This window comes from Methylobacterium ajmalii (assembly GCF_036448855.1).
Classification (GTDB): domain Bacteria; phylum Pseudomonadota; class Alphaproteobacteria; order Rhizobiales; family Beijerinckiaceae; genus Methylobacterium; species Methylobacterium ajmalii.
The window spans coordinates 1-23,080 of sequence record NZ_JAZFXT010000033.1 but is presented as its reverse complement, the minus strand read 5'-3'; the positions used below and the strand labels follow the sequence as shown (position 1 = coordinate 23,080).

The window sequence follows — 23,080 nt, the reverse complement described above, 5'->3', positions numbered from 1 at the left end:
GATGGGACGAGTTTCCGGCACGGCAGCCTCCATCGGACGAACCTCCTCTCAGGCGAGAATCTGGCGGGCGATGACGAGCTTCTGGACCTCGGTGGCGCCCTCGTAGATCCGCAGCGCCCGGATCTCGCGGTAGAGCGTCTCCGGCACCGAGCCCGAGCGGACGCCCTCGCCGCCATGGAGCTGCACCGCCCGGTCGATCACCTCTTGCGCGGCCTCCGTCGCCACCATCTTGGCCATCGCGGCCTCGCGGGTGATGCGGGGCGCCCCCGAATCCCGGGTCCAGGCGGCGCGGTAGACGTGGAGCGCCGCCGTATCGATCGCCGTCGCCATCTCGGCGAGGCTGGTCTGGGTCAGCTGCATCGCGGCGAGCGGCGCCCCGAACAGCGTGCGGTTCTGCGCGCGGGCGAGCGACGCATCGAGGGCGCGGCGGGCGAAGCCGAGCGCGGCGGCGCCGACGGTGGAGCGAAACACGTCGAGCGTCGCCATCGCGACCTTGAAGCCGGCGCCCGCCTCGCCGATGCGGTTCTGCGCCGGCACGCGGCAATTCTCGAAATGCAGCCGTGCGAGGGGATGGGGCGCGATGGTGTCGAGCCGTTCCGCGATTCTTAGGCCGGGCGTGTCCGCCGGCACGAGATAGGCCGAGAGGCCCCGCGCCCCCGGCGCCTCGCCGCTGCGGGCGAAGACGACGTACGTGTCGGCGATGCCGCCATTCGAGATCCAGGTCTTCTCGCCGTCGAGCCGGACCATCCCGTCGCCGGCCGGCTGCACCGCGAGCGCGATCTGGGCGACGTCGGAGCCGGCCTCGGGCTCGGTGAGCGCGAAGGCGGCGATGCGGCGGCCCGCCCGCACCCCGGGCAGCACCGCCTCGCGCTGGGCCGGCGTGCCGGACAGCGTCAGCGCCCCGGTGCCGAGGCCCTGCATGGCGAAGGCGAAATCGGCGAGGCCGTCGTGGCGGGCGAAGGTCTCGCGCAGGAGGCAGAGCGCCCGCACGTCGAACACCCCGTCCTCGGGGGCGGCGAAGCGCAGGAACCCCGCCTCGCCGAGCGCCGCGACGAGCCGCCGGCACGAGCCGTCGACGTCGTGGTGGTCGACGAGGGCCGGCACCGTGCTGGCGGCCCAGTCGTCGGCCTGCGCGGCGAGGTCGCGGTGGCGCGGCTCGAAGAACGGCCAGTCGAGGAAGGTCCGGTCGGGCATGGTCAGGGCCTACTTGATGGCGTCAGTCGAATGATGGGGCGCCCCCTTCGATCACCCTCCACGTCATCCTGGGGCTCGCTGCAGGCGAGAACCCGGGATCCATAAACGCTGAAGATGCCGGATGAGGCGGAATGCATGCCGACTTTTTCTGAAATGATGGCGGTTATGGATCCCGGGTTCCGCTTTCGCGGCCCCGGGATGACGATGGAGGATTTGATTTTTTTTTCAATGAAACCGAAAAATACTCAATTCCCCTCGAAGACCGGCTTGGTCTTGCCCGCGAAGGCCTCGAAGGCGCGGCGGAAATCCTGGGTCTTCATGCAGAGCGCCTGGGCCATCGCCTCGGCGTCGATGGCGGCATCCACCCCCATCGCCCATTCCATGTGCAGCATCCGCTTGGTCAGGCCGTTGGCGTAGGCCGGGCCCTGCGTGAGCGCGCGGGCGGTCTCGCGGGCCGTGTTCAGGGCCTCGCCCGCCGGGACCAGGCGGTTGAAGAAGCCCCAGCGCTCGCCCTCCTCGGCGCTCATGAAGCGGCCGGTATAGAGAAGCTCGGAGGCCCGGCCCTGGCCGATGATCCGGGGCAGGATCGCGCAGGCCCCCATGTCGCAGCCGGCCAGCCCCACCTTGTTGAACAGGAACGCCACCTTGGCTCCGATGGCCGCCACCCGCAGGTCGGAGGCCATGGCGACGATGGCGCCCGCGCCCGCGCAGACGCCCTCGACCGCCGCCACGATCGGCTGCGGGCAGGCCCGCATCTCCTTGACGAGGTCGCCGGTCATCGTGGTGAAGGCGTGGAGGTCGGCGGCGCCCATGGCGGTCAGCGGCTCGATGATCTCGAACACGTCGCCGCCGCTGGAGAAGTTGCCGCCGGCCCCCGTGATCACCACGGCCGTCACGCTCTCCTCGAAGCGCAGGGCCCGGAAGGTGTCGCGCAGTTCCGCGTAGCTCTCGAAGGTGAGCGGGTTCTTCTTCTCCGGCCGGTTCAAGGTCACGGTCGCGATGCCGCCTTCGATCGCGAAGCCGAAATGCTGCGGCGTGAACCCGGCGAGCGGGGCCGCGATGGCGTTCTGGCGCCTCATGGTGCCTCCCTGACGTTTCTGCTTGGGTTTTGCTGGCGCACCCGGCCGCACCGAGGCCTTGAGGGCGGAGAGCTGGGTGGACAGGGCTTCCTGCTCGGACGGATCGAGGGTGCCGACGAGCTCGGCGATCCAGTCGGCATGCGCCCGCGCCATCTCGGTGAAGACGGCGCGGCCCCTGGCCGTCAGGCGGACCTGCACCGCCCGGCGGTCGGTCTCCGAGACCTGCCGGTCGATCAGCTCTTCCTGCGCGAGCCGCTCGACGAGGCCGGTGACGTTGCCGTTCGACACCATCATCCGGCGCGACAATTCCCCGAGCTGGATCCCGTCGGGCGCCCGTTCGAGCTGCGCCAGCAGGTCGAAACGGGGGAGCGTGGTATCGAAGCGGTCGCGCAGGCGGCGACGGATCTCCGCCTCGATGGTGTTGGCGGTGGTGAGCAGGCGCAGCCACAGCCGCACCTCGCTGCGGTGGGCCGGGGGCTCGGCGGAGATCTCGGTGGGGGCGTTCACAGCTCGCCTCCCGCCACCGCGACGGCCTGGCCGGTGACGGCGCCGCCATTCCGCCCGGCGAGCCACAGCACCGCGTCGGCCACTTCCTCCGGACGGATCAGGCGGCCCATCGGGTTGTGGCGGGTGAACTCGGTGAGGAGGTCGTCGCGGCCGCGGCCGGTCTTCGCCTCCAGCCCGTCGATGGCACTGCCGACGAGGTCGGTGTCGGTGAAGCCGGGACAGACCGCGTTGACGGTGATGCCGGTGGCGGCGAGTTCGAGCGCCAGCGCCCGGGTGAGACCCACCACCGCGTGCTTGGCGGCGCAGTACGCGCCGACATAGGCGTAGCCCTTCAGCCCGGCCGTGGAGGCGACCGAGACGATCCGCCCCCCGCCTTGCGCTTTCATGCCGGGCACGACGGCACGGGCGGCGACCAGCACCGGCTCGAGGTTGAGCGCCATCATCCGCCGCAGGGTGTCGACGTCGCTGCGGGCGAGCGGCGCGGTCTCGGCCCCGCCGGCATTGTTGACCAGCACCGCGACCGGGCCGGCCCGCTCGGCGGCGTGCGCCAGGGCGCGCTCCAGGGCGGTCGCATCGGTGACGTCGGCCGCGACGGCGTGGGCGGCACCGAGTTCGGCCTTTGCCCGCTCGGCGCTCTCCTGTGTGCGGCCGAGCACGGTCACCCGCTCCCCCGCCGCCACGAACCCGGCCGCGATCGCCCGCCCGATGCCGCGGGTGGCACCGGTGACCAGGATGTGGCGGGGAGAGGTGTGGGTCATGGATATTTCAACCTTAAAGGATTTGGGCGCGGGTCGTTCGTGAGTTGGTCGCTTCCCCTCCCCCTTGTGGGGAGGGGTCATGGGGATCGAAGATCCCGCGTGGGGGTGGTGCCGGAGAAGTCTCGCGCTCTATCCTGCACCACCCCCACCCCTAGCCCCTCCCCACAAGGGGGAGGGGAAGGAGCTAAACCGCCACCCGCAGCGGGCTCACGTTCCCCGCCACCGCGAACCCGGCCTTGCCGGCATAGCCCCCGACGATCGCCTGGCGCTCGGCGTGGCTGAGCACCTCCTCGATGCGGGAAAACCCTGCCGGGGCCCGCTTCTCGACCTCGTCGATCACCCGCTCCGGCCCGCCCTTGCGGTTGAGCATCACGATCTCGGCGGTCTTCGGCCGGCGCTCGGCCTCATACCTGTGGAGCGCCTGCATCGGATGCTCGGCGCCCGCCAGCGCGTCGCCGAGCGCCCGCGCGTCGAGGATCGCCTGCGAGGCACCGTTCGACCCGACCGGGTACATCGGGTGGGCGGCATCCCCCAGCAGCGTCACCCGCCCGTGGGTCCAGCGCGGCAGCGGATCGCGGTCGCACATCGGGTATTCGAAGATCTGCGGCGTCGCCTCGACCAGCGCCGCGAGGTCGAAACCCGGCAGGGCGAAGCGGCGGGCGTAGGGCAGCACCTGCGAGCGATGGGCGGGGCGCGACCAGCTCTCCTTCGGGGGCGGCGAGATCGTGCCGTCCGCCATCTTCACGAACACCACCCAGTTCATCAGCTGGCGGCCGCCCTCGGCCTCGGCGATCGGGTAGAGGACGCATTTCGCCCCCATGCCGCCGCCGATCGCCATGGTGCGGCCGTCGCCCCAGGGCGCCCACTCGGTGGCGCCGCGCCACATCAGCACCCCGTCCCAGCGCGGCGGGCCCTCGTCGGGGAAGAATTTTTTACGCACCACCGAGTGGATACCGTCGCAGGCGATCAGCACGTCGGCCCGGATGGTCCGGCCGGCATCGCCCCGGAGCGCGTCGGTGAAGTGGGCCGTGACCCCGCCTTCGTCCTGCATGAAGCCGGAGAGCGCCAGCCCGGTCCGGACCGCGTCTGGGCCGAGCCGCTCGCGCACCGCATCGTACAGGACCGCTTGCAAGCGCCCGCGATGGATCGAGAATTGCGGCACCGGATGGCCGGCCTCCAGCCCCCGCGGCTCGCGCCAGACCTCCTGGCCCTGGCGGTTGAAGTAGGCGAGTTCCCTCGTGCGGATCGCCACCCGGTCGAGGGCCGGCAGCAGGTCGAGCTCGGCCAGTTCCCGGATCGCGTGTGGCAGGGTGTTGATGCCGACGCCGACTTCCCGCACCTCGGAGGCCTGCTCGACGATCGTGGCGCGGATGCCGCGCCGGTGGAGCATCAGGGCGGTGGCAAGGCCCCCGATCCCGGCGCCGACGATGAGGACGCGCATCGGCTCACTCCGCGTCCGGGGGCGGCAGGAAATCGACCTCGTGCTTGGCCGAGATCGCCACCACGTCGGCAGGGTTCGCCTGCGGCCCGAGATTGTGGAGGGCCCAGAACAGGTCGTAGAGGCGGCGCGCCGGCGAGACCCAGAACACGCACTTCACGTCGGCGTCCGAGCGGTTGAACAGCCCGTGCGGCTGGCCCCGCGGCAGCCGGATCGTGTCGCCGGGCTCGGCCACGCTCTCCTGCCCGTCGAGCACGGCGGTGAGCCGGCCTTGCAGGATGTACAGGAACTCGTCCTGCGTCGGGTGGATGTGCGGCGGCACGAAGGTGCCCGGCGGGAAGGTGGCGTGCCAGGACAGCGAACTCTCGGAATGCTGCTTGGGCACGTAGATCTGCCCGAGGATGTTCCAGCGGACGCCCTCGATGCCCTCACCGGCGCGGGTGATGCCTGCGGTCATGGGGGTCATGGGCCTACTCCTTCGACGGATGTTTCACACATGAAGGAACCGGTCCTTCACCTCCGGCGCCTCGCGGAGCGCCGTGCTGGTGCCGGTCCAGACCACGCGGCCCTTCTCGATCACCACGTGCCGGTCGGCGAAGCGAGCCAGCGCATCGACGTTCTTGTCGATCACCAGGATCGCCTCGCCCTCGTCCTTGATCGCCCGCAGGCAGGCCCAGATCTCCTCGCGGATCAGCGGGGCCAGCCCCTCGGTCGCCTCGTCGAGGACGACGAGGCGGGGATTGGTCATCAGGGCCCGGCCGATCGCCAGCATCTGCTGCTCGCCGCCCGAGAGCTGGTCGCCGCCGTTGCGCCGCCGCTCCTTCAGGCGAGGGAACAGGCGGTAGACCGCCTCGAGGCTCCACTTGGCGCCGCGCCCGCCGCGATGGGTGGCTACCAGGTTCTCCTCGACCGAGAGGGTCGGGAAGACCTGGCGGCCTTCCGGCACCAGCCCGAGGCCGCGCCGCGCGACGAGGTGGGACGGGCGCCCGGCCATGTCCTCGCCGTCGATCAGGATCCGGCCGGCCCGGGGCTTCAGGAGGCCGAAGATCGACTTCACGGTGGTGGTCTTGCCCATGCCGTTGCGGCCGAGCAGCGTCACCACCTCGCCCTTGGCGACCGAGAGGTCGATCCCGAACAGGATGCGGGAATCGCCGTAGGCGCTCTCCAGGCCCTCGACCGTGAGCATCAGGCCGCCTCCTCCTCGCCGAGATAGGCGGCGCGCACCGCCGGATCGGAGCGGACCACGGACGGCGCGCCGCTCGCGATGACGCGGCCGTAGACCAGCACGCTCATCCGGTCGGCGAGCGCGAACACCGCGTCCATGTCGTGCTCGATCAGCACGAGGGTGTGGGTGGATTTCAATTCGCGCATCAGCCCGACCAGGATCGCCGCTTCCTCCGGGCCGGTGCCGGCCAGCGGCTCGTCGAGGAGGAGCAGGCGGGCCTTCGTCGCGAGCGCCACCGCCAGTTCGAGCTGGCGCTTCTCGCCGTGCGACAGGCTGCCGGCCCGGCGCGCGGCGCGGTCGGCGAGGCCGACGCGGCCCAGCGCATCCATCGCCTCGGCGTCGAGCGCCGTCTCGCTCGCGGCGGGGCGGAAGAAGCGGAAGCTCGAACCGGATCGGGCCTGGACCGCCAGCGCCACGTTCTCCAGCACCGAGAACCCGTCGAGGATCGAGGTGATCTGGAACGAGCGGGCCAGCCCCCGGCGCACCCGCGCCACCATCGGCAGGGCCGTCACGTCCTCGCCGGCGAGATGGACCGTGCCGGAATCGCTCGGCAGGCTGCCCGACAGCTGATGGATCAGCGTGGTCTTGCCGGCGCCGTTCGGGCCGATGATCGCGTGCAGTTCGCCCGACGCCACGTCGAGGCTGACGTCGTCGGTGACCTTCAGGGCGCCGTAGGACTTGCGGAGGTTGCGAACGGAAAGGAGCGGAGTCACGCGCGCCTCCCGATCTTCGCCGCCAGCCCCGCGAGGCCGCCGCGGGAGAGGAGCACCACGGCGACCAGCATCAGCCCGAGGCCGAGGCGCCAGTGGTCGGAATAATGCGCCAGCACCTCTTCGAGGGCGATCAGCGCGGCGGCGCCGACGACCGGCCCGACCAGCGTGCCCATGCCGCCGAGCACCACCATGACGATCAGCTCGCCCGAGCGCTGCCAGCTCATGTAGGCCGGCGAGACGAACTCGGCCTGGTTGGCGAGCAGTACCCCGGCCAGCCCCGCGATGGCGCCGGCGATCACGTAGGCGGTGAGCCGGTAGGGCAGGGGCGAGAAGCCGACCGCCTGCATCCGCACCGCGTTGTCGCGGCTGCCGCGGAGCACCCGGCCGAAGCGCGAGGCGACGACGCGGCGGAGCACCAGCAACGCCGCCATCAGCACCGCCAGCACGCAGTAGAACAGGGCCGGGTCGCCCTCGATCAGCCGCATCCCGAACAGGGTCGAGCGGCCCGACAGCGGCAGCCCATCGTCGCCGCCGTAGGGCGCGAGCGAGACCATGAAGAAATACGCCATCTGCCCGAAGGCCAGCGTGATCATGATGAAGTAGACGCCGCGGGTGCGTAAGCTGATCGCCCCGGTGACGAGGGCGAAGAGCGCGCAAGCTCCGGCCGCCACCGGTGCCTGCACCGCAAGGTCGCGGATGCCGTGGGCGTCGAGGATGCCGACCGCGTAGGCCCCGAGCCCGATGAAGGCGGCGTGGCCGAACGACACCATCGCGCCGTAGCCGAGCACGAGATCGAGGGAGAGGGCGGCGAGCCCGAAGATCATCATCCGGGTCGCGGTGACGACCAGGAAGGGGAGGCCGGCGGCCTCGGCCGCGACCGGCAGGGCGGCGAGCGCGGCCAGGACCAGCCCGGCCAACGCCGCGCCGGGGAAGACGGCCCGGCGCCGGGGCGGCGCGGCGGCCATGCGGGCGACGAGGGTGCTCATCGCGCCCCCCGCGCCGGAAACAGGCCGGAGGGCCGGAAGAACAGGATCGCCGCCATCAGGATGTAGATCAGCATCGGGGCGAGCGTCCGTCCGGTCTGCGAGGCGGCAGAGGCATCCATCACGCTGCGCAGGAGGATCGGCCCGAAGGTGCGCCCGAGCTGGTCGGCGAGGCCGACGAGGAGACCGGCGACGAAGGCGCCCCGCACCGAGCCGACGCCGCCGATGACGATGACCACGAAGGTCAGGATCAGCACCGAATCGCCCATGCCGGGATCGACGGAGAGGATCGGCGCCACCATCGCGCCGGCGAAGCCCGCCAGCATCGCACCGAGGCCGAACACCACCAGAAAGAGCCGGCGGATGTCGATGCCGAGCGCCGCCACCATCGGGCCGTTGCTGGCGCCTGCCCGCAACCGCATGCCGAGCCGGGTGTGGTTGACGAGGAGGTGCAGGCCCAGAGCCGTGGCGAGGCCGGCGGCGATGATCGCGACCCGGTAGAGCGGGTAATGCAGGGTGCCGACGAGGCGGACCGAGCCCGACAAGGCGTCCGGCACCGGCACGCTCATGGGGGCTGCGCCCCAGACGATCCGCACGCCCTCGTTGAGGATCAGGATCAGCCCGAAGGTGGCGAGCACCTGGTCGAGGTGGTCGCGCCCGTAGAGGTGGCGCACCACCAGGACTTCGAGGGCAAGGCCGAAGAGGAGCGTCGCCGGCAAAGCCAGCAGGAGTCCGAGGCCGAAGCTGCCGGTGGCGGCGGTGAACGTCGCGGCCAGATAGGCGCCGATCATGTAGAGTGCGCCGTGGGCGAGGTTGATGAGGTCCATCACCCCGAAGATCAGCGTCAGCCCCGCCGCGACCAGGAAGAGCAGGATGCCGAGCTGGACGCCGTTCAGCGCCTGAATCAGGAACAGGTTGAGCATGACGCGACTTGCGGGTGAGAGGTCTGCCCTGCGGTCTCCAAGACCCTCCACGTCATCCCGGGGCCGCGAAGCAGAACCCGGGATCCATAACCGCTGACGCGGCAGGCAGAGGTGGAACGGTTCCGCTTCATCCGGCATCCTCGGCGGTTATGGATCCCGGGTTCTCGCCTGCGGCGAGCCCCGGGATGACGCAGCGAGACGAAATCTCCAGGGAAATTTTTTTACTTCATCTTGCACTCGGCGGCGTAGTTGTCCTGATAGTTCGAAAAAATCTTCTCGGCGATCTGGGTCTCGTACTTCCCGTCCGGGCGCTTGGCGGCCTTGACGAGGTAGAAGTCCTGGATCGGGTAGTGGTTGTTGCCGATCTTGAAGTTGCCGCGCAGGGACTGGAATTCGGCGGCCTTGAGGCCGGCGCGGATCGCATCCTTGTCCTTGAGGTCGCCCTTAGCGCGCTTGACCGCGGCGTCGATCATCAGGGCGGCGTCGTAGGCCTGCATGGCGTAGGTTCCGGGCACGCTGCCGTACTTCTTCTCGTAGGCGGCGACGAAGGCCTTGGATTGCGGATTGTCGAGGTCCGGCGCCCAGTTGGCGCCGCCGTAATACCCGACCGCCGCGTCCTTCTGGGCCGGCAGGGTGCTCTCGTCGACCGTGAAGGCTGAGAGGAACGGGATCGTGCTCAAGCCCGCCTGGCGGTACTGGCGCACCAGGTTGACGCCCATGCCGCCGGGCATGAAGGCGAACACCGCGTCGGGCTGGGCGGCCGAGATCTGGGCGAGCTCGCCCGAGAAGTCGAGCTGGCCGAGCGGGGTGAACATCTCGTTCACCACCTCGCCCTTGTAGGAGTGCTTGAAGCCGGCGAGCGAGTCCTTGCCGGCCTGGTAGTTCGGCGCGAGCAGGACTAGGCGCTTGTAGCCCTTGTTCTGGGCGTACTTGCCCAGCACCTCGTGGACCTGGTCGTTCTGGTAGGAGGAAACGAACAGGTTCGGGTTGCACTCCGTCCCGGCATAGTTCGAGGTGCCGGCGTTGGGCGAGATCAGGAAGGCGCCGCCGTCGGTCACCGGACGCACCACCGCGCGCAGCACGTTGGAGAAGGTCGGTCCGACCACGAAGTCGACCCGGTCGCGCTTCACCAGTTCCCGCGCCTTGTTGGTCGCGACATCGGGCTTCAGCTCGTCGTCGACGGTCACCACCTCGACCTCGAGGCCGCCGAGCTTCTTGCCCAAGCTGTCGAGGGCCAAGAGGAACCCGTCGCGGCCCTGCTCGCCGAGCACCGCCGAGGGGCCAGAGAGGGTGAACATCAGCCCGACCCGGACCTTCCCAGATCCTTCCCCCTGGCCCTGCGCGGCGGCGGGGCCTGCCAGCAGCGTGGCGCCCAAGAGAGCGGCCGCGAGGCGGCTGGCGTTCCGGATCGGCGTCATCCCGTGTGTCCCTTGTCTGTCGAGAGCATCGTCGGCACTTGTCCGGTGCGAAGCGGCCGAAGTCGAGTCGGCACGAGGCGCGAAGGCGACGCTCTTTCGTTGGATCCCGGCCTGTCCCGCCCGGAATACTTTACGCATGAAATATCGTCTGGCAACCGCCCTCGATGATTTTTCCGCCATGCCGCATTGGTGTGCAGTGCAACGAGCACTATGCTGAAAAACAAGACGTTTTGCTCGCTGCATCGCAGCATTCGGACGGCCGCTCACGATCGGCCGCCGGGCCGACGGCGGGCCGGTCGGTGCGCCTTCGCGAGGCCCCCTTGCGCCGCGATATTTCAAGTATAAAGTTTCTCTGCCGGCGGACCCGCCGCCCCACGAAGGAGCCCTTCATGCGCGTCACGGTGATCGGCGGCGGACCCGGCGGGCTCTATTGCGCGCTCCTGACCAAGAAGCGCCGGCCCGGCTGGCAGGTCGAGCTCTACGAGCAGAACCGGGCCGACGACACGTTCGGCTTCGGCGTGGTCTTCTCCGACGAGACCCTGCACGAGTTCCTGTCGCGCGATCCCCGCTCGTTCTCCCGCATCCGCGACGCCTTCTCGTACTGGGACGACGTGGCGATCCACAAGCAGGGCACGGTGATGCGCTGCGGCGGCAACGGCTTTGCCGGGGTGAGCCGGATGCGCCTGCTCCAGATCCTGCAGGAGCGCTGCCGCGAGGAGGGGGTGGCGCTGCATTTCGGCGAGAGCGTCCCGCCCGACCGGCTCAAGGAGCGCTTCCCCGATTCCGACGTCATCGTCGCCTGCGACGGCATCAACTCGCGCATCCGCGAGCATTTTCGCGATGCGTTCCGGCCGGAAGTGGAGATCAAGTCCAACCGCTTCTGCTGGATGGGTTCGACCCGGCCGATGGACGAGTTCAACTACTTCTTCCGCGAGACGCCGCACGGCATCGTCTGCGCCCATACCTACCAGTACGAGCCGGGCCGCTCGACCTGGGTGTTCGAGATGGACGAGGCCTGCTGGCAGGGCCACGGCTTCACCGAGGCCGACGAGGAGGGCGCGCGCCGGGTCCTCGAGGCGATGTACGCCGAGGAACTGCAGGGCCACGGCCTGCTCCTCAACCGCTCGACCTGGCGCCGCTTCCCGCGGATCTTCTGTCACAACTGGTCGCACGGCAACATCGTGCTGCTGGGCGACGCCAAGGCCTCGGCGCATTTCTCGATCGGCTCGGGCACCAAGCTTGCGATGGAATGCGCCATCGCGCTCTCGGACGCGCTGGTCGAGAAGGCGGAGGACGACGTCCAGGCGGCGTTTGCGGCCTACGACCGGGCGCGCCGCACCCCCTGCCAGGTGGTGCAGCACAATGCCGACGTGTCGCTCGCCTGGTTCGAGCACATGAACCGCTCCTGGGACATGGACCCCGCGCAGTTCTCCATGGTGGTGATGTGCCGGGCGAAATCCGTCACCTACGACAACCTGGTGGTGCGCGATCCCGCCTATGTCGCGGCCGTGGACGACGCGTTCTACGCCCGTCTCCAGGCCGAGACCGGCGAGGATTACAGGGAGAGCCGGCCGACGCCGATGTTCACGCCCCTGCACTTGCGCGAGATGCGGATCCCGAACCGCGTCGCGATGGCGCCGATGGCGCAGTACTCGGCGGATCGGGACGGCAACCTCACCGACTGGCACTTCGTGCACTACACCTCGCACGCGCTCGGCGGGCCGGGCTTGCTCTTCACCGAGATGACCTGCCCGTCGGCCGAGGCCCGCATCACCCCCGGCTGCCCGGGCCTGTGGACCGACGCGCACGAGGCGCAATGGGCCCGCATCGTCGATTTCGTCCACGCCCATACCGACACGAAGATCGTGATGCAGCTGGGGCACGCCGGTCGCAAGGGCTCGACGCAGGTCGGCTGGGAGCGGATGGACCATCCGCTACCCGACGGCAACTGGCCGGTCGTCTCGGCCTCCCCCGTCCCGTACATCGACGGCGTGAGCCAGGTGCCGCACGCCCTCGACCGGGCCGGGATGGACCGGGTGCGGAACGACTTCGTCCAGGCGACCGAGCGGGCGGCGCGGGCGGGCTTCGACATGCTGGAGCTGCACTGCGCCCACGGCTACCTGATGGCCTCGTTCCTCTCGCCGCTCACCAACACCCGCACCGACGAATACGGCGGGTCGATCGAGAACCGCCTGCGCTTCCCGCTCGAGGTTTTCTCCGCGATGCGGGCTGCCTGGCCGGCGGAGCGGCCGATGTCGGTGCGCATCTCCGCCACCGACTGGGCCGAGGGCGGCATGACCGAGGCCGACACGGTGGCGGTGGCCGAGGCCCTGCACGAGGCGGGCTGCGACCTCGTCGACGTCTCGGCCGGGCAGACCGTCGCCGACCAGCGCCCGGTCTACGGCCGGATGTTCCAGGTCCAGTTCGCCGACGCGATCCGCAACCGCGCCGGCAACCGCGCCCCGATGGCCGTGATGGCGGTCGGCGCGATCACGGAGGCGGGCCAGGTCAACACCATCCTGCACACCCGCCGGGCCGACATCGTCGCGCTCGGCCGGCCGCACCTGTGGAACCCGAATTTCTGCCGCCAGGCCTCGGCCTGGTACGACGCCCGCACCCAGGCCTGGCCGAAGCCCTATCGGCCCGGCCGCGACCAGGCCCACCGCGAATTGCCGAAGGCGCGCGAGCAGGAGATCGCCTTGCGCCGCAAGGCCCGGCCGCGGCCGCACCAGGCCGGGCAGCCGGCGGCGGAATAGGCTGCAGCGGCGACGGCGTGCCGCCCGCACCGGCGGCGCTGCCGATCTTTTCGACGCCGTGACGCTTTGTGCGCCAACTACAGTGTGATTCATCAAGATATAACAAGTCCGGACCTATGCATGTCGGCGCCTCGGATCGTGAGGCGCGACCATCGATGCCGGGCGGTTTCGTGATGAAGTTGTCGATCAAGCAGGTCCTGATCGGGACGATTCTGACGTTGATGCTTTTCGGCGTGGCGCAGGGCGGCAACGGCATCTTGCGCCTGATGACGCTGCGGGACGACATCGTCGCGATTGCGCAGACCCGGCTGCCGGCCTCGAACCTGATCAGCCAGATCTACGCCGAGACCCAGAGCTACCGGCTCAACCTGTACCGCTTCGTCGTGACCTCGACCGACGATGCCGCCTACGACCGCAACGAGCAGGCCCTGATCAAGGGCCGCCAGGCGCTGGTCGACCTCCAGGCGCGCTACGCGCCGCTGATCTCCGGCCCCGAGGAGCGGACGGCGTTCGACCGCTTCGTCGCGAAGTGGAGCGAGTATCTCGAGGGCCAGAAGTCGGTGACCGGCGCGATGGCGGCCGGCGACCAGGCCTCGGCACTCGCGACCCTGACCGGGCCCGAGATGACCGCCACCAACGCCCAGGCGACCGGCGCCCTGAAGTCCATCGTGGCGATGAACGCCGAGGCGGCGCTCGCCAGCGCGGAGCGCAGCAGCGCCAGCGCCGGCGGCGGCATCCTGGTCGCCGGGGTGATGACCGCGCTGGCCCTCGCCGCCGCCATCGGGGCGATCGTCTTTTCCCTGCTCGGCGTCGCCCGGCCGATCGCCCGCATGACCGCCGCCATGGAGCGGCTGGCGCGCCACGACCTCGCGGTACCGGTTCCCGGCATCGGCCGGCGCGACGAGATCGGCGCGATGGCGGGCGCCGTGCAGGTGTTCAAGGAGAGCATGCAGCGGGCTCGCGCCCTGGAGGAGGAGACCGCGCTCGCCCGCGCTTCCGCCGAGGAGCAGCGCCGGGTCGGGATGCGCCAGATGGCGGATGCCTTCGAGGCGGCGGTCGGCGGCATCGTCGGCCGGGTCTCGACCTCCGCGAACGAGCTGCAGGCGACCGCCGAGGTGATGACCGCGACGGCGCGGGAGACCGCCGCGCAATCGACCACCGTCGCGGCGGCGGCCGAGCAGGCCTCGTCCAACGTCGGCACGGTGGCGGCGGCGGCCGAGGAGCTCGGCGCCTCGGTCCAGGAGATCGGCCGCCAGGTCGACGGCTCGGCCCGGCTCGCCCGTGCCGCGGTGGCGGAGGCCGGACAGACCGCCGACCAGGTCCGTACCCTCACCGAGGCGACCGCCCGGATCGGCGACGTGGTCGGGCTGATCGCCTCGATCGCCAGCCAGACGAACCTCCTGGCGCTCAACGCCACCATCGAGGCCGCCCGCGCGGGTGCGGCCGGCCGCGGCTTCGCGGTGGTCGCCGCGGAAGTGAAGGAACTCGCCGGCCAGACCGCCCGGGCGACGCAGGAGATCACCTCGCAGATCGCCGCGATCCAGGCCTCGACGGGTCTGGCCGCCGGCGCGATCGGCGGCATCACCGCGCGGATCGAGGAGATCTCGACCGTGGCGACCTCGATCGCCGCGGCGGTCGAGGAGCAGGGGGCGGCGACCCAGGAGATCGTCCGCAACGTCTCCCAGGCGGCGGCCGGCACCGGCGAGGTCACCAGCACCATCGCGGGCGTGGCGGGCGCGGCCGAGGAGACCGGGGCGGCGGCGGGCCAAGTGCTCACCGCGGCCTCCGCCCTCACGCGCCAGTCCGAGCACCTCGCGGCCGAGGTCGCGCAGTTCCTCGCCACCGTCCGGGCGGCCTGACCGCCTGCTAGACGGAATCGATGCGTTCCATCCCATCCACGACCTCATCCCGAGGTGTCAGTCGAGTGCCAGTCGACCGACATCTCGAAGGAAGGCGCCATGGATGTTCGCGTCGACTGGAGGAATCGTTCGAGATCGGTCCCTCAAAGATGGACTCGCGCCTCGGGACGAGGGGCGGGTCGGATCAAAGGTTTTCTCGCGACATTCATGACCTGTCCCGAGAAGAGTCCGGTGATTGTTTGATCGAGGGCCCGCATCGTCCCGCCCGGGGGACGATGCGGGCGCTCGCCGTGTGACGAACCGGCAGGGTGGGGGCCGTCACTCGCCGGGAAGTCCGTCTCCAGGCCGCCGGGCCGATCGCGCCGCGGCTTGTCATCGCGCCCGCGGGCCGGTACACGACGAGTCTCGCACCGGGTCCCGCACCCTTTAGGAGACGCGAGCCGTGGCTCATGCCGGCTCCCTGCTGACGCCCCCGACGACCGCCTTCGCGGCGGCGCGGTCGCGCGCGCTCCTCCTCGCCGGCCTTCTCCTTACCAGCCCCTGAGGGCCGTCCGGGCGCGCGCCTGGGCCCTTGGGGGATCTGAGAGACCTGCCGACCAGCTGCGCCCGCGCGACCTTTGCGATCCCGGGCGAACCAGGATTTTCCGCACATGACCGACACGACCGCCCGCACCCCCGCCGCTTCCGAGCGCGTCCTGATCTTCGACACCACCCTGCGCGACGGCGAGCAATGCCCCGGCGCCACCATGACGCTGGAGGAGAAGCTGGCGGTGGCCGAGATGCTCGACGCGATGGGCGTCGACATCATCGAGGCCGGCTTCCCGATCGCCTCGAACGGCGACTTCGAGGCGGTCGCCGAGATCGCCCGCCGCGCGAAGTCCGCGGTGATCGCCGGCCTCGCGCGTGCGATTCCCGCCGACATCGCCCGGGCCGGCGAGGCGGTGAAGTTCGCCCGTCGCGGCCGCATCCACACCTTCGTCTCGACCTCGCCGATCCATCTGGCCCACCAGATGCGCAAGACCGAGGACGAGGTCCTGGAGATCATCCTGAAGACCGTGGCCCAGGCCCGCGACCTCGTCGAGGACGTCGAGTGGTCGGCGATGGACGCCACCCGCACGCCGATCGACTACCTGTGCCGCTGCGTCGAGGCGGCGATCCGGGTCGGTGCCACCACCATCAACCTGCCCGACACCGTGGGCTACGCCACGCCCGAGGAGTACCGGGCGATGTTCCGGGCCGTGCGCGAGCGGGTGCCGAATTCCGACAAGGCGGTGTTTTCCGTCCACTGCCACAACGATCTCGGCCTGGCGGTGGCGAACTCGCTGGCCGGCATCGAGGGCGGCGCGCGCCAGATCGAGTGCACCATCAACGGCATCGGCGAGCGGGCCGGCAACGCCGCGCTGGAGGAGATCGTGATGGCGATCAAGACCCGCGCCGACGTGCTGCCCTATGCCACCGGCATCGACACCACCCAGCTGGTGCGCGCCTCGAAGCTGGTGGCCGGCGCCACCCACTTCCCGGTGCAGTACAACAAGGCGATCGTCGGCCGGAACGCCTTCGCCCACGAGAGCGGCATTCACCAGGACGGGATGCTGAAGAACCAGACTACCTACGAGATCATGACGCCGGAATCGGTCGGCGTGCACAAGACCTCGCTGGTGATGGGCAAGCATTCGGGCCGCGCCGCCTTCCGCTCGAAGCTCGACGACATGGGCTACCAGCTGTCCGACAACCAGTTCCAGGACGCCTTCGAGCGGTTCAAGGCGCTGGCCGACCGCAAGAAGCACGTCTACGACGAGGACATCGAGGCCCTGGTCGACGAGAACCTGGCGACCGCGCACGACCGCATCAAGCTCGTCTCGCTGACGGTGATGGCCGGTACCCGCGGCCCGCAGCGGGCGACGATGAAGCTCGACATCGAGGGCCGGGTCGTCACCGAGGAGACCGACGGCAACGGGCCGGTCGACGCGGTGTTCAAGGCGATCCACGCCCTGGTGCCGCACGAGGCCGCCCTGGAGCTCTACGACGTCCACGCCGTCACCGAGGGCACCGACGCCCAGGCCGAGGTCTCTGTGCGCCTGCGCCAGGACGACCGCATCGTCACCGCCCGCGGCGCCGACCCGGACACCCTGGTCGCCTCGGCCAAGGCCTACCTCGCCGCGCTCAACAAGCTGATGGCCGGCGCCAGCCGCCTGCACGCCCAGCACGCCGCCGCCGAGTAACCCGAGCGCCGGCGCGAGCCGGCAAAAAATCGACCGGCCGGCGGGTTCGGGGCTGGACAGCCCTCCGCCGGCCGATTAAACGACCCTCACCGCCGGGGCGGTTTGGTGGCTTCCCCGGACGTTCTCTTGTGAGAGCGGGCGCATAGCTCAGTTGGTAGAGCAGCTGACTCTTAATCAGCGGGTCCTAGGTTCGAGCCCTAGTGCGCCCACCAATCCAAGTTACTTTCACGGTAACTGATCCCGGAAGCCTCGCGGTCTCCGGCACCAGAGGAACGGTTGGTGGCCGTTCCCCTTGTCGCCTCCCGGCGATGGGCGCATAGCTCAGTTGGTAGAGCAGCTGACTCTTAATCAGCGGGTCCTAGGTTCGAGCCCTAGTGCGCCCACCATTCGGGTTACTCTCGCAGTGACCCACCCCGGATGCCCTCGCGGTCTCCGGTATCGGCGGAACGGTTGGTGGCCGTTCCCCTCATCGCCTCGCGGCGACGGGCGCATAGCTCAGTTGGTAGAGCAGCTGACTCTTAATCAGCGGGTCCTAGGTTCGAGCCCTAGTGCGCCCACCATCCTCTCCCCGAGATCCCGATGACCGATGCAGCCGCAGGCGGCACACCCGCGACGGTGGTGCTCCTGCACGGCCTCGGCCGCACCCGGCGCAGCATGGCGCGCCTCGCCGCGCATCTCGACGCCGCCGGCCATCGCGCGGCGTGCCTCGGCTATCCCTCCCGCCGCCTCGACCTCGCGGCCTGCGCCGATCACCTCTACCCCGCCGTCGCGGCGCTGCGGCACCGGGCCGGCGTCAAGCTCGTCCTCGTCGGCCATTCCATGGGCGGCCTCGTCGCCCGCCACCTCGCCGCGGCACAGCCCGATCTCGCCGCCGGCCTCGTGACCATCGGGACGCCGCATCGCGGCAGCGAGGCCGCCGACCGCGTCTCCGCCTTCCGGCTCGGCCGCGCCCTGTTCGGCCCGGCCCTCCTGGACCTGCGCCCCGCCGCCGCGGCGACGATCCCCATGCCCGCCTGCCCGCTCGTGGCGGTGGCCGGCACCCGGGCCCTGATCCCGTTCTTCCACACCCGGCTCGCGACGCCCCATGACGGCCTGGTGAGCGTGGCGCGCGCCCGTCCCGGCCTCGGCGAGGCCTGGATCGCGGTTCCGGGCGACCACACGCGCCTGATGGACCACCCCGGGACCGTCGCGGCCGTGCTGGCCGCCCTGGCCGCCTGGACGCCGCCCCGGCCGGGCGATGCCGGCGGGGGAGGGGGCCGGCTCGCGCCGAGGGCGGTCAGCCCAGGCTGAAGGTCGCCCCGGACTGCTTCGTGCAAAAGTCCTCGAGGTTCTTCTTGTGGCCGAGGGCCTGCGGGCTCCGGATCCGGAACTGGGCGTCGTCGGTTCCCATGCACCACTTGTAGTAGGAGCCTTCGGCCCCGTTGAAGGGGGCCTTGAGGCGACACCCGGCGTTCTTGGCCCGGGTGTTCCATTGCACCGCGTACCGCGCGAAGGAGGCGCAGACCGGGTGCCGGCTCATGTCGCCGGGCGCCGCCCCGGCGGTCGCCGCGGGCAGGGTCACCGCCGATGCGGCCAGCAGGGGCAATGCGAGAACGAAGGTCTTCATCGAATCCGGCCTCTGCTCGGGACGCCCCCGACGTGACGGCATGCCGGCCTATCGACGCGCAAGCTTGGCCGTCAATGTCGGTTCCGCAGCGGCCTATGTTAGGCGATGTTAAAAGATGCGGCCGGATGCACGCCGCTCTCCTGACGAAGACCGGTCCTCCTCCCTCGAAGGCGGTTATCCGCTGCCGCCCGCACCATTCGAGGGGCCGGACGGGCCGCGGGCGATCACCGATTCCCCGCTCCGATGCGACCGGAACCGGCGGGCCCGCGGGTTCGGCGTGTCGTCGGCGCGGTCCCGGGCGGGAGGGAAGGGCGAAGCGGGTGGACCCGGCCCGCCGGACCGAGAACGCTGCTCCGGGTCTCCGATCCTGCCGCTTCGTCGAAAAATGCTCCCGCTCGGACGGCGGCGCCTCCTCGTCGAGTGGCAACTTTGGCACGCGAACCGGGATCGGCGCGCATGAGAGCTGCGAGACGCTCGCGTTCGGTTGCATCGAGCCCCAGTCCTCGCGATGCTGTCGCCAGGAACAAGCCTCCGGTTACAAGATTTGCCCGCAATGGCGTTCGCTGTAAAAGCGGATGTCGCCGTTCGATCGACTCAAAATGAAGGTCATCGTGCCCCGGGATATCGGGCACAAGTCGCAATCGAAATACACTGTCAGGATCATCGGAGGCCGCCGGTGGGATACGGCATCAAGCTTCACGTCTGGGGCGACCGGGCGTGCTTCACGCGACCCGAGATGAAGGTGGAGCGCGTCTCCTACGACGTCATGACGCCGTCGGCCGCCCGCGGCATCCTCGAGGCTGTTCTGTGGAAGCCGCAGATGCGCTGGGTCGTCGACCGGATCCACGTCCTCCGGCCGATCCGCTTCCAGTCGCTGCGGCGCAACGAGGTCGAGGACAAGGTGTCGTCGGCCCTCGCCGAGCGCGCCATGCAGGCGGGCTCGACGGCGGGGCTCGGCCTCGTCGTCGAGGAGAAGCGCCAGCAGCGGGCCGCGACCCTGCTCACGGACGTCGCCTACGTCATCGAGGCGCGTTTCGCCCTCACCGACAAGGCCGGCCGCGACGACACGCCGGCCAAGTACCTGAGCATGTTCAACCGCCGCGCGGCGGCGGGCCAGTGCTTCCACCGGCCCTGCCTCGGCACGCGCGAGTTCCCGGCCGACTTCGCCCTCCTCACCGAGGCCGATCCCCTGCCGGAGAGCACGCTGCCCGCCGACCAGCGCGAGCGCGACCTCGGCTGGATGCTGCACGACATCGTCGGGCCGGAGCGGGCGTCGCGGTTCTTCCGCGCCCGCCTCGCGGACGGCGTGCTCGACGTGCGGGCCTGCCTCGCCGAGGGGACGGCGACGTGACGATCCTGCAGGCCCTCGACCGCTACTACGACCGCATGGCGGCGCGGGGCGAGGCGGAGGCGCCGGGCTTCTCCCGCGAGAAGATCGGGTTCTGCCTCCGGCTCGCGCCGGACGGCGCCGTCGTCGAGGTGCGGGACCTGCACGAGCCGGTGGGCCGCAAGCGCCAGCCCCGCCTCGTCGACGTGCCGGCCGCGGTGAAGCGCACCGCCGGCATCCTGCCGAACCGGCTGTGGGACAAGACCGCCTACGTCCTCGGCCGCACCGCCGGCCCGGGCCGCCGCACGGCCGAGGAGCACGCCGCCTTCAAGGCGCTGCACGGCGACCTGCTGGCGGGAACCGACGATCCGGGCCTCCTGCCCTCGCCCGGTTCCTCGACTCCTGGGATCCGGCGGCGTTCGACGCCGCGCCGTTCAAGCCGGATATGCTCGACGTCAACGTGGTCTTCGAGCTGGCCGGCGTGGAGGGCTACCTCCACGACCGCCCCGCGGCCCGGCGCCTCGTGGCGGGCTCTCCCGCCGCGGAGGCGACGGGCCCGGCCTGCCTCGTCACCGGCCGGCCCGCCGCGCCGTTGCGGCTCCATCCGACCATCAAGGGCGTGGAGGGCGCGCAATCCTCCGGCGCATCGCTGGTTTCGTTTAACCAGAATGCCTTCACGTCCTACGGCAAGGTGCAGGGCGACAACGCACCGGTCTCGGCGGAGGCGGGCTTCCGCTACGGCGCGGCCCTCAACCGGATGCTCGACCGCGCCAGCCGCAACCGCCTGCGCCGGCCGCTCGGCGACGCCACGGTGGCGTTCTGGGCCGACACCTCGGCCACGGTCGGCGAGGACGCGGCCAAGGCGGCGGAGGACACCTTCGCGTCCTGGTTCGATCCCGCCCCGGGCCCGGCCCCCGACCGGGACGCCGCCGAGGCCGCGCTGATCCGCGACGCGCTCGCGGCGCTCGCCGCGGGCCGCCCGGTCGAGGCGGTGGCGCCGCAGGTCGCGCCCGGCACCCGCTTCTACGTCCTGGGGCTCGCGCCCAACGCCGCGCGCCTCTCGGTGCGGTTCTGGCTGGAGGATTCCTTCGAGGCCTTCGCGCGGCGCCTGGCGCAGCACCACGCCGACCTCGCCCTCGCGCCTCGGCCCCGCGGCTGGGGCGGATCGCCCGCCGTCGGGCGCCTGCTCGTCAAGACGACGGCGCTGCAGGAGAAGTTCGACAACATCCCGCCCCTGCTCGCCGGCGAGGTCGCCCGGGCGGTGCTCGCCGGCACGCGCTACCCGCGCAGCTGGCTCGCCGCCGCCCTGGTGCGGCTGCGGGCGGGCGACGACCCGGCGACCGGCTGGCACGCCGCCGCCATCCGCGCCTGCCTGACGCGCGACCTGCGCCTCAACGGTGACCGAGGAGAGATTCCGGTGAGCCTCGACAAGGACGATCCCAGCCCCGCCTATCAGCTCGGGCGCCTGTTCGCGGCGCTCGAGGCCGCGCAGCGCCTCGCCCTCGGGCGGGGGATCAACGCCACCATCCGCGACCGCTACTTCGGGGCGGCCTCGGCAACGCCGGCGGGCGTCTTCCCGCTGCTCCTGCGCGGCGCGCAGAACCATGTCGGGCGCCTGCGCAAGGACGGCAAGGATTACTGGATCGAGCGCGAGATCGGCGAGATCGTCGAGCGGCTGCCTTCGGCGCTACCCCGCGTGCTGCGCCTTGAGGCCCAGGGGCGCTTCGCCATCGGCTACTACCACCAGCGCCAGGCGCAGTTCGCCGGCCGGCCGGCCCTCGCGGCCGCGGTCGAGGCCGAGACCACCCAGGACAGCCGGAGCGAGGACCGCCAGGATGACGTCTGAGGCCGCCGGCGTGACCCGCCGCCACGAATTCGTGCTGTCCTTCGACGTGCAGAACGGCAATCCGAACGGGGACCCGGATGCCGGCAACCTGCCCCGGCTCGATCCCGAGACCAACCAAGGCCTCGTCTCCGACGTCGCCCTCAAGCGCAAGATCCGCAACTACGTCGCGCTCGCCCGCCCCGAGGCGCCGGGCCACGAGATCTACATGCGCGACGGCGCCACCCTGAACGCCGAACACCGCCGGGCCTGGACCGCCGTGATGCCGGAGGCCAAGCCCGAGGACCAGAAGAAGCTGCCCAAGGAGGCCAAGGCGCGGGAGCTGACGCGCTGGATGTGCGCCAATTTCTGGGACATCCGCACCTTCGGGGCGGTGATGACCACCGGCGTCAATGCCGGCCAGGTGCGCGGCCCGGTCCAGCTCGCCTTCGCGCGCTCGGTCGAGCCGGTCCTGCCGCTCGAGATCGCCATCACCCGGCTCGCCGCCACCACGGAGGCCGATGCCGAGGCCAAGGGCGGGCGCACCATGGGCCGCAAGCACATCGTGCCCTACGGCCTCTACCGCGCCCACGGCTTCGTCTCGGCGCCGCTCGCCTCGCATCCGGTGAAGGGCACGGGCTTCTCGGACGATGACCTCGCGCTCCTGTTCGAGGCGCTCGGGCAGATGTTCGACCACGACCGTTCCGCCGCCCGCGGCGAGATGGCGACCCGCAAGCTCGTGATCTTCCGTCACGCCACCGCGCTCGGCAACGCGCCGGCCCACGTCCTGTTCGACCGGGTGCGGACCCTGCGGGTGCACAAGGGCGAGGCGCACGAGATCGGCGCCGACGCCACCGACAACTGGCCCCCGGCCCGCAGCTTCGCGGATTACCGCGTCACGGTGGACCGGGACGGGCTGCCGGAGGGGGTTGAGGTGATCGAGCGGTAGCGGGTGGCCCCGGGATCGCCCGGCGCGCGCCGAGCGTGGACGACGTCGAGGGGCTGCGCGGCCACGAGTGCCGGTCGGCCCTGGAGACGCACGGGCTCGACCCGCAGGTCGGCTTCCTGCACGCCGACCGCCCGGGCCGCGCTAAGCAGACTTGCGTCGGCAGGGCATACGATACACGACACGGGCGTGAAGCTTTTTGGCATTAAGGCTTTCCAACCCGCAACCTCATCCTGAGGTGCGAACGCAGTGAGCCTCGAAGGAGGGGTCCAGTGATCTCGGAGGCATCTGGAGCCCTCCTTCG

19 protein-coding genes, 3 tRNA genes and 2 pseudogenes are annotated in these 23,080 nt (G+C 70.8%); 12 read left to right on the top strand and 12 right to left on the bottom strand.

Going from position 1 to position 23,080, the window contains the following annotated elements:
• Window positions 1-48: 48 nt before the first annotated feature.
• The 11 genes and pseudogenes from V3T34_RS16210 to V3T34_RS16160 form a co-directional block, all read right to left on the bottom strand.
• The gene (locus V3T34_RS16210; RefSeq protein WP_305079057.1) at window positions 49-1,194 is read right to left on the bottom strand and encodes an acyl-CoA dehydrogenase family protein; all 1,146 of its coding nucleotides are present in this window, start codon (window positions 1,192-1,194) and stop codon (window positions 49-51) included.
• Between the two features lie 245 nt (window positions 1,195-1,439).
• Window positions 1,440-2,273 (bottom strand): enoyl-CoA hydratase family protein, encoded by an 834-nt coding sequence (locus tag V3T34_RS16205; RefSeq protein ID WP_305079068.1) that lies wholly within the window; start codon window positions 2,271-2,273, stop codon window positions 1,440-1,442.
• 207 nt (window positions 2,274-2,480) lie between these two features.
• Window positions 2,481-2,729, bottom strand: a pseudogene (locus V3T34_RS16200) (MarR family winged helix-turn-helix transcriptional regulator); the annotation flags it as partial.
• A 47-nt stretch (window positions 2,730-2,776) separates the two neighbouring features.
• A complete protein-coding gene (locus tag V3T34_RS16195) occupies window positions 2,777-3,538 on the bottom strand; it encodes an SDR family NAD(P)-dependent oxidoreductase (protein WP_305079058.1) in 762 nt (253 codons plus the stop codon).
• 184 nt (window positions 3,539-3,722) lie between these two features.
• Window positions 3,723-4,979 carry a flavin-dependent oxidoreductase gene (locus V3T34_RS16190; protein ID WP_060847361.1) on the bottom strand — a complete coding sequence of 419 codons (1,257 nt, stop codon included), beginning with the start codon at window positions 4,977-4,979 and terminating at the stop codon, window positions 3,723-3,725.
• 4 nt (window positions 4,980-4,983) lie between these two features.
• The gene (locus V3T34_RS16185) at window positions 4,984-5,442 is read right to left on the bottom strand and encodes a cupin domain-containing protein (RefSeq protein WP_091888912.1); all 459 of its coding nucleotides are present in this window, start codon (window positions 5,440-5,442) and stop codon (window positions 4,984-4,986) included.
• 24 nt (window positions 5,443-5,466) lie between these two features.
• On the bottom strand, window positions 5,467-6,162 hold the full coding sequence (locus V3T34_RS16180; protein WP_091888910.1) for an ABC transporter ATP-binding protein: 696 nt from the start codon (window positions 6,160-6,162) through the stop codon (window positions 5,467-5,469).
• Window positions 6,162-6,914, bottom strand: a complete 753-nt coding sequence (locus V3T34_RS16175) for an ABC transporter ATP-binding protein (RefSeq protein WP_305079059.1) — start codon at window positions 6,912-6,914, stop codon at window positions 6,162-6,164. Before V3T34_RS16175 ends, V3T34_RS16180 begins: the two co-directional genes overlap by 1 nt.
• On the bottom strand, window positions 6,911-7,879 hold the full coding sequence (locus V3T34_RS16170; protein ID WP_060849381.1) for a branched-chain amino acid ABC transporter permease: 969 nt from the start codon (window positions 7,877-7,879) through the stop codon (window positions 6,911-6,913). Before V3T34_RS16170 ends, V3T34_RS16175 begins: the two co-directional genes overlap by 4 nt.
• Window positions 7,880-7,896: 17 nt before the next feature.
• Complete coding sequence (locus V3T34_RS16165) at window positions 7,897-8,820, bottom strand: branched-chain amino acid ABC transporter permease (RefSeq protein WP_091888904.1); 924 nt, start codon at window positions 8,818-8,820, stop codon at window positions 7,897-7,899.
• Window positions 8,821-9,041: 221 nt separating this feature from the next.
• Window positions 9,042-10,238 (bottom strand): ABC transporter substrate-binding protein, encoded by a 1,197-nt coding sequence (locus tag V3T34_RS16160; RefSeq protein ID WP_305079060.1) that lies wholly within the window; start codon window positions 10,236-10,238, stop codon window positions 9,042-9,044.
• Window positions 10,239-10,627: 389 nt separating this feature from the next.
• Here V3T34_RS16160 and V3T34_RS16155 point away from each other — a divergent pair, with 389 nt between their 5' ends.
• The 7 genes from V3T34_RS16155 (at window position 10,628) to V3T34_RS16125 (ending at window position 18,365) form a co-directional block, all read left to right on the top strand.
• A complete protein-coding gene (locus V3T34_RS16155; RefSeq protein WP_305079061.1) occupies window positions 10,628-12,994 on the top strand; it encodes an oxidoreductase in 2,367 nt (788 codons plus the stop codon).
• 173 nt (window positions 12,995-13,167) lie between these two features.
• Window positions 13,168-14,853 carry a methyl-accepting chemotaxis protein gene (locus V3T34_RS16150; RefSeq protein WP_331369236.1) on the top strand — a complete coding sequence of 562 codons (1,686 nt, stop codon included), beginning with the start codon at window positions 13,168-13,170 and terminating at the stop codon, window positions 14,851-14,853.
• A gap of 650 nt (window positions 14,854-15,503) precedes the next feature.
• Complete coding sequence (locus V3T34_RS16145; protein WP_060847368.1) at window positions 15,504-17,075, top strand: 2-isopropylmalate synthase; 1,572 nt, start codon at window positions 15,504-15,506, stop codon at window positions 17,073-17,075.
• A gap of 136 nt (window positions 17,076-17,211) precedes the next feature.
• Window positions 17,212-17,287 (top strand) — tRNA-Lys (locus V3T34_RS16140).
• A 98-nt stretch (window positions 17,288-17,385) separates the two neighbouring features.
• Window positions 17,386-17,461: transfer RNA gene (locus V3T34_RS16135), tRNA-Lys, on the top strand.
• A 98-nt stretch (window positions 17,462-17,559) separates the two neighbouring features.
• Window positions 17,560-17,635, top strand: a tRNA-Lys gene (locus V3T34_RS16130).
• 19 nt (window positions 17,636-17,654) lie between these two features.
• Complete coding sequence (locus V3T34_RS16125) at window positions 17,655-18,365, top strand: esterase/lipase family protein (RefSeq protein ID WP_305079353.1); 711 nt, start codon at window positions 17,655-17,657, stop codon at window positions 18,363-18,365.
• Here V3T34_RS16125 and V3T34_RS16120 read toward each other — a convergent pair.
• Entirely contained in the window at window positions 18,352-18,681 is a 330-nt protein-coding gene (locus V3T34_RS16120; RefSeq protein WP_060847370.1) for a hypothetical protein, read from the bottom strand. The genes V3T34_RS16125 and V3T34_RS16120 overlap by 14 nt on opposite strands.
• 676 nt (window positions 18,682-19,357) lie before the next feature.
• Here V3T34_RS16120 and cas5c point away from each other — a divergent pair.
• From cas5c to V3T34_RS16095, 5 genes and pseudogenes are all read left to right on the top strand, one after another.
• Entirely contained in the window at window positions 19,358-20,032 is a 675-nt protein-coding gene (gene cas5c, locus V3T34_RS16115) for a type I-C CRISPR-associated protein Cas5c (RefSeq protein ID WP_305079352.1), read from the top strand.
• Between the two features lie 35 nt (window positions 20,033-20,067).
• Window positions 20,068-20,322: pseudogene (locus V3T34_RS16110) on the top strand (type I-C CRISPR-associated protein Cas8c/Csd1); the annotation flags it as partial.
• Window positions 20,262-21,854 (top strand): type I-C CRISPR-associated protein Cas8c/Csd1, encoded by a 1,593-nt coding sequence (gene cas8c / locus V3T34_RS16105; protein WP_305079351.1) that lies wholly within the window; start codon window positions 20,262-20,264, stop codon window positions 21,852-21,854. The pseudogene V3T34_RS16110 and the gene cas8c, both read left to right, overlap by 61 nt.
• Complete coding sequence (gene cas7c / locus V3T34_RS16100; RefSeq protein WP_305079350.1) at window positions 21,844-22,779, top strand: type I-C CRISPR-associated protein Cas7/Csd2; 936 nt, start codon at window positions 21,844-21,846, stop codon at window positions 22,777-22,779. Before cas8c ends, cas7c begins: the two co-directional genes overlap by 11 nt.
• Before the next feature lie 35 nt (window positions 22,780-22,814).
• Window positions 22,815-22,985 (top strand): CRISPR-associated endonuclease Cas1, encoded by a 171-nt coding sequence (locus V3T34_RS16095; protein WP_305079349.1) that lies wholly within the window; start codon window positions 22,815-22,817, stop codon window positions 22,983-22,985.
• Window positions 22,986-23,080: the final 95 nt, after the last annotated feature.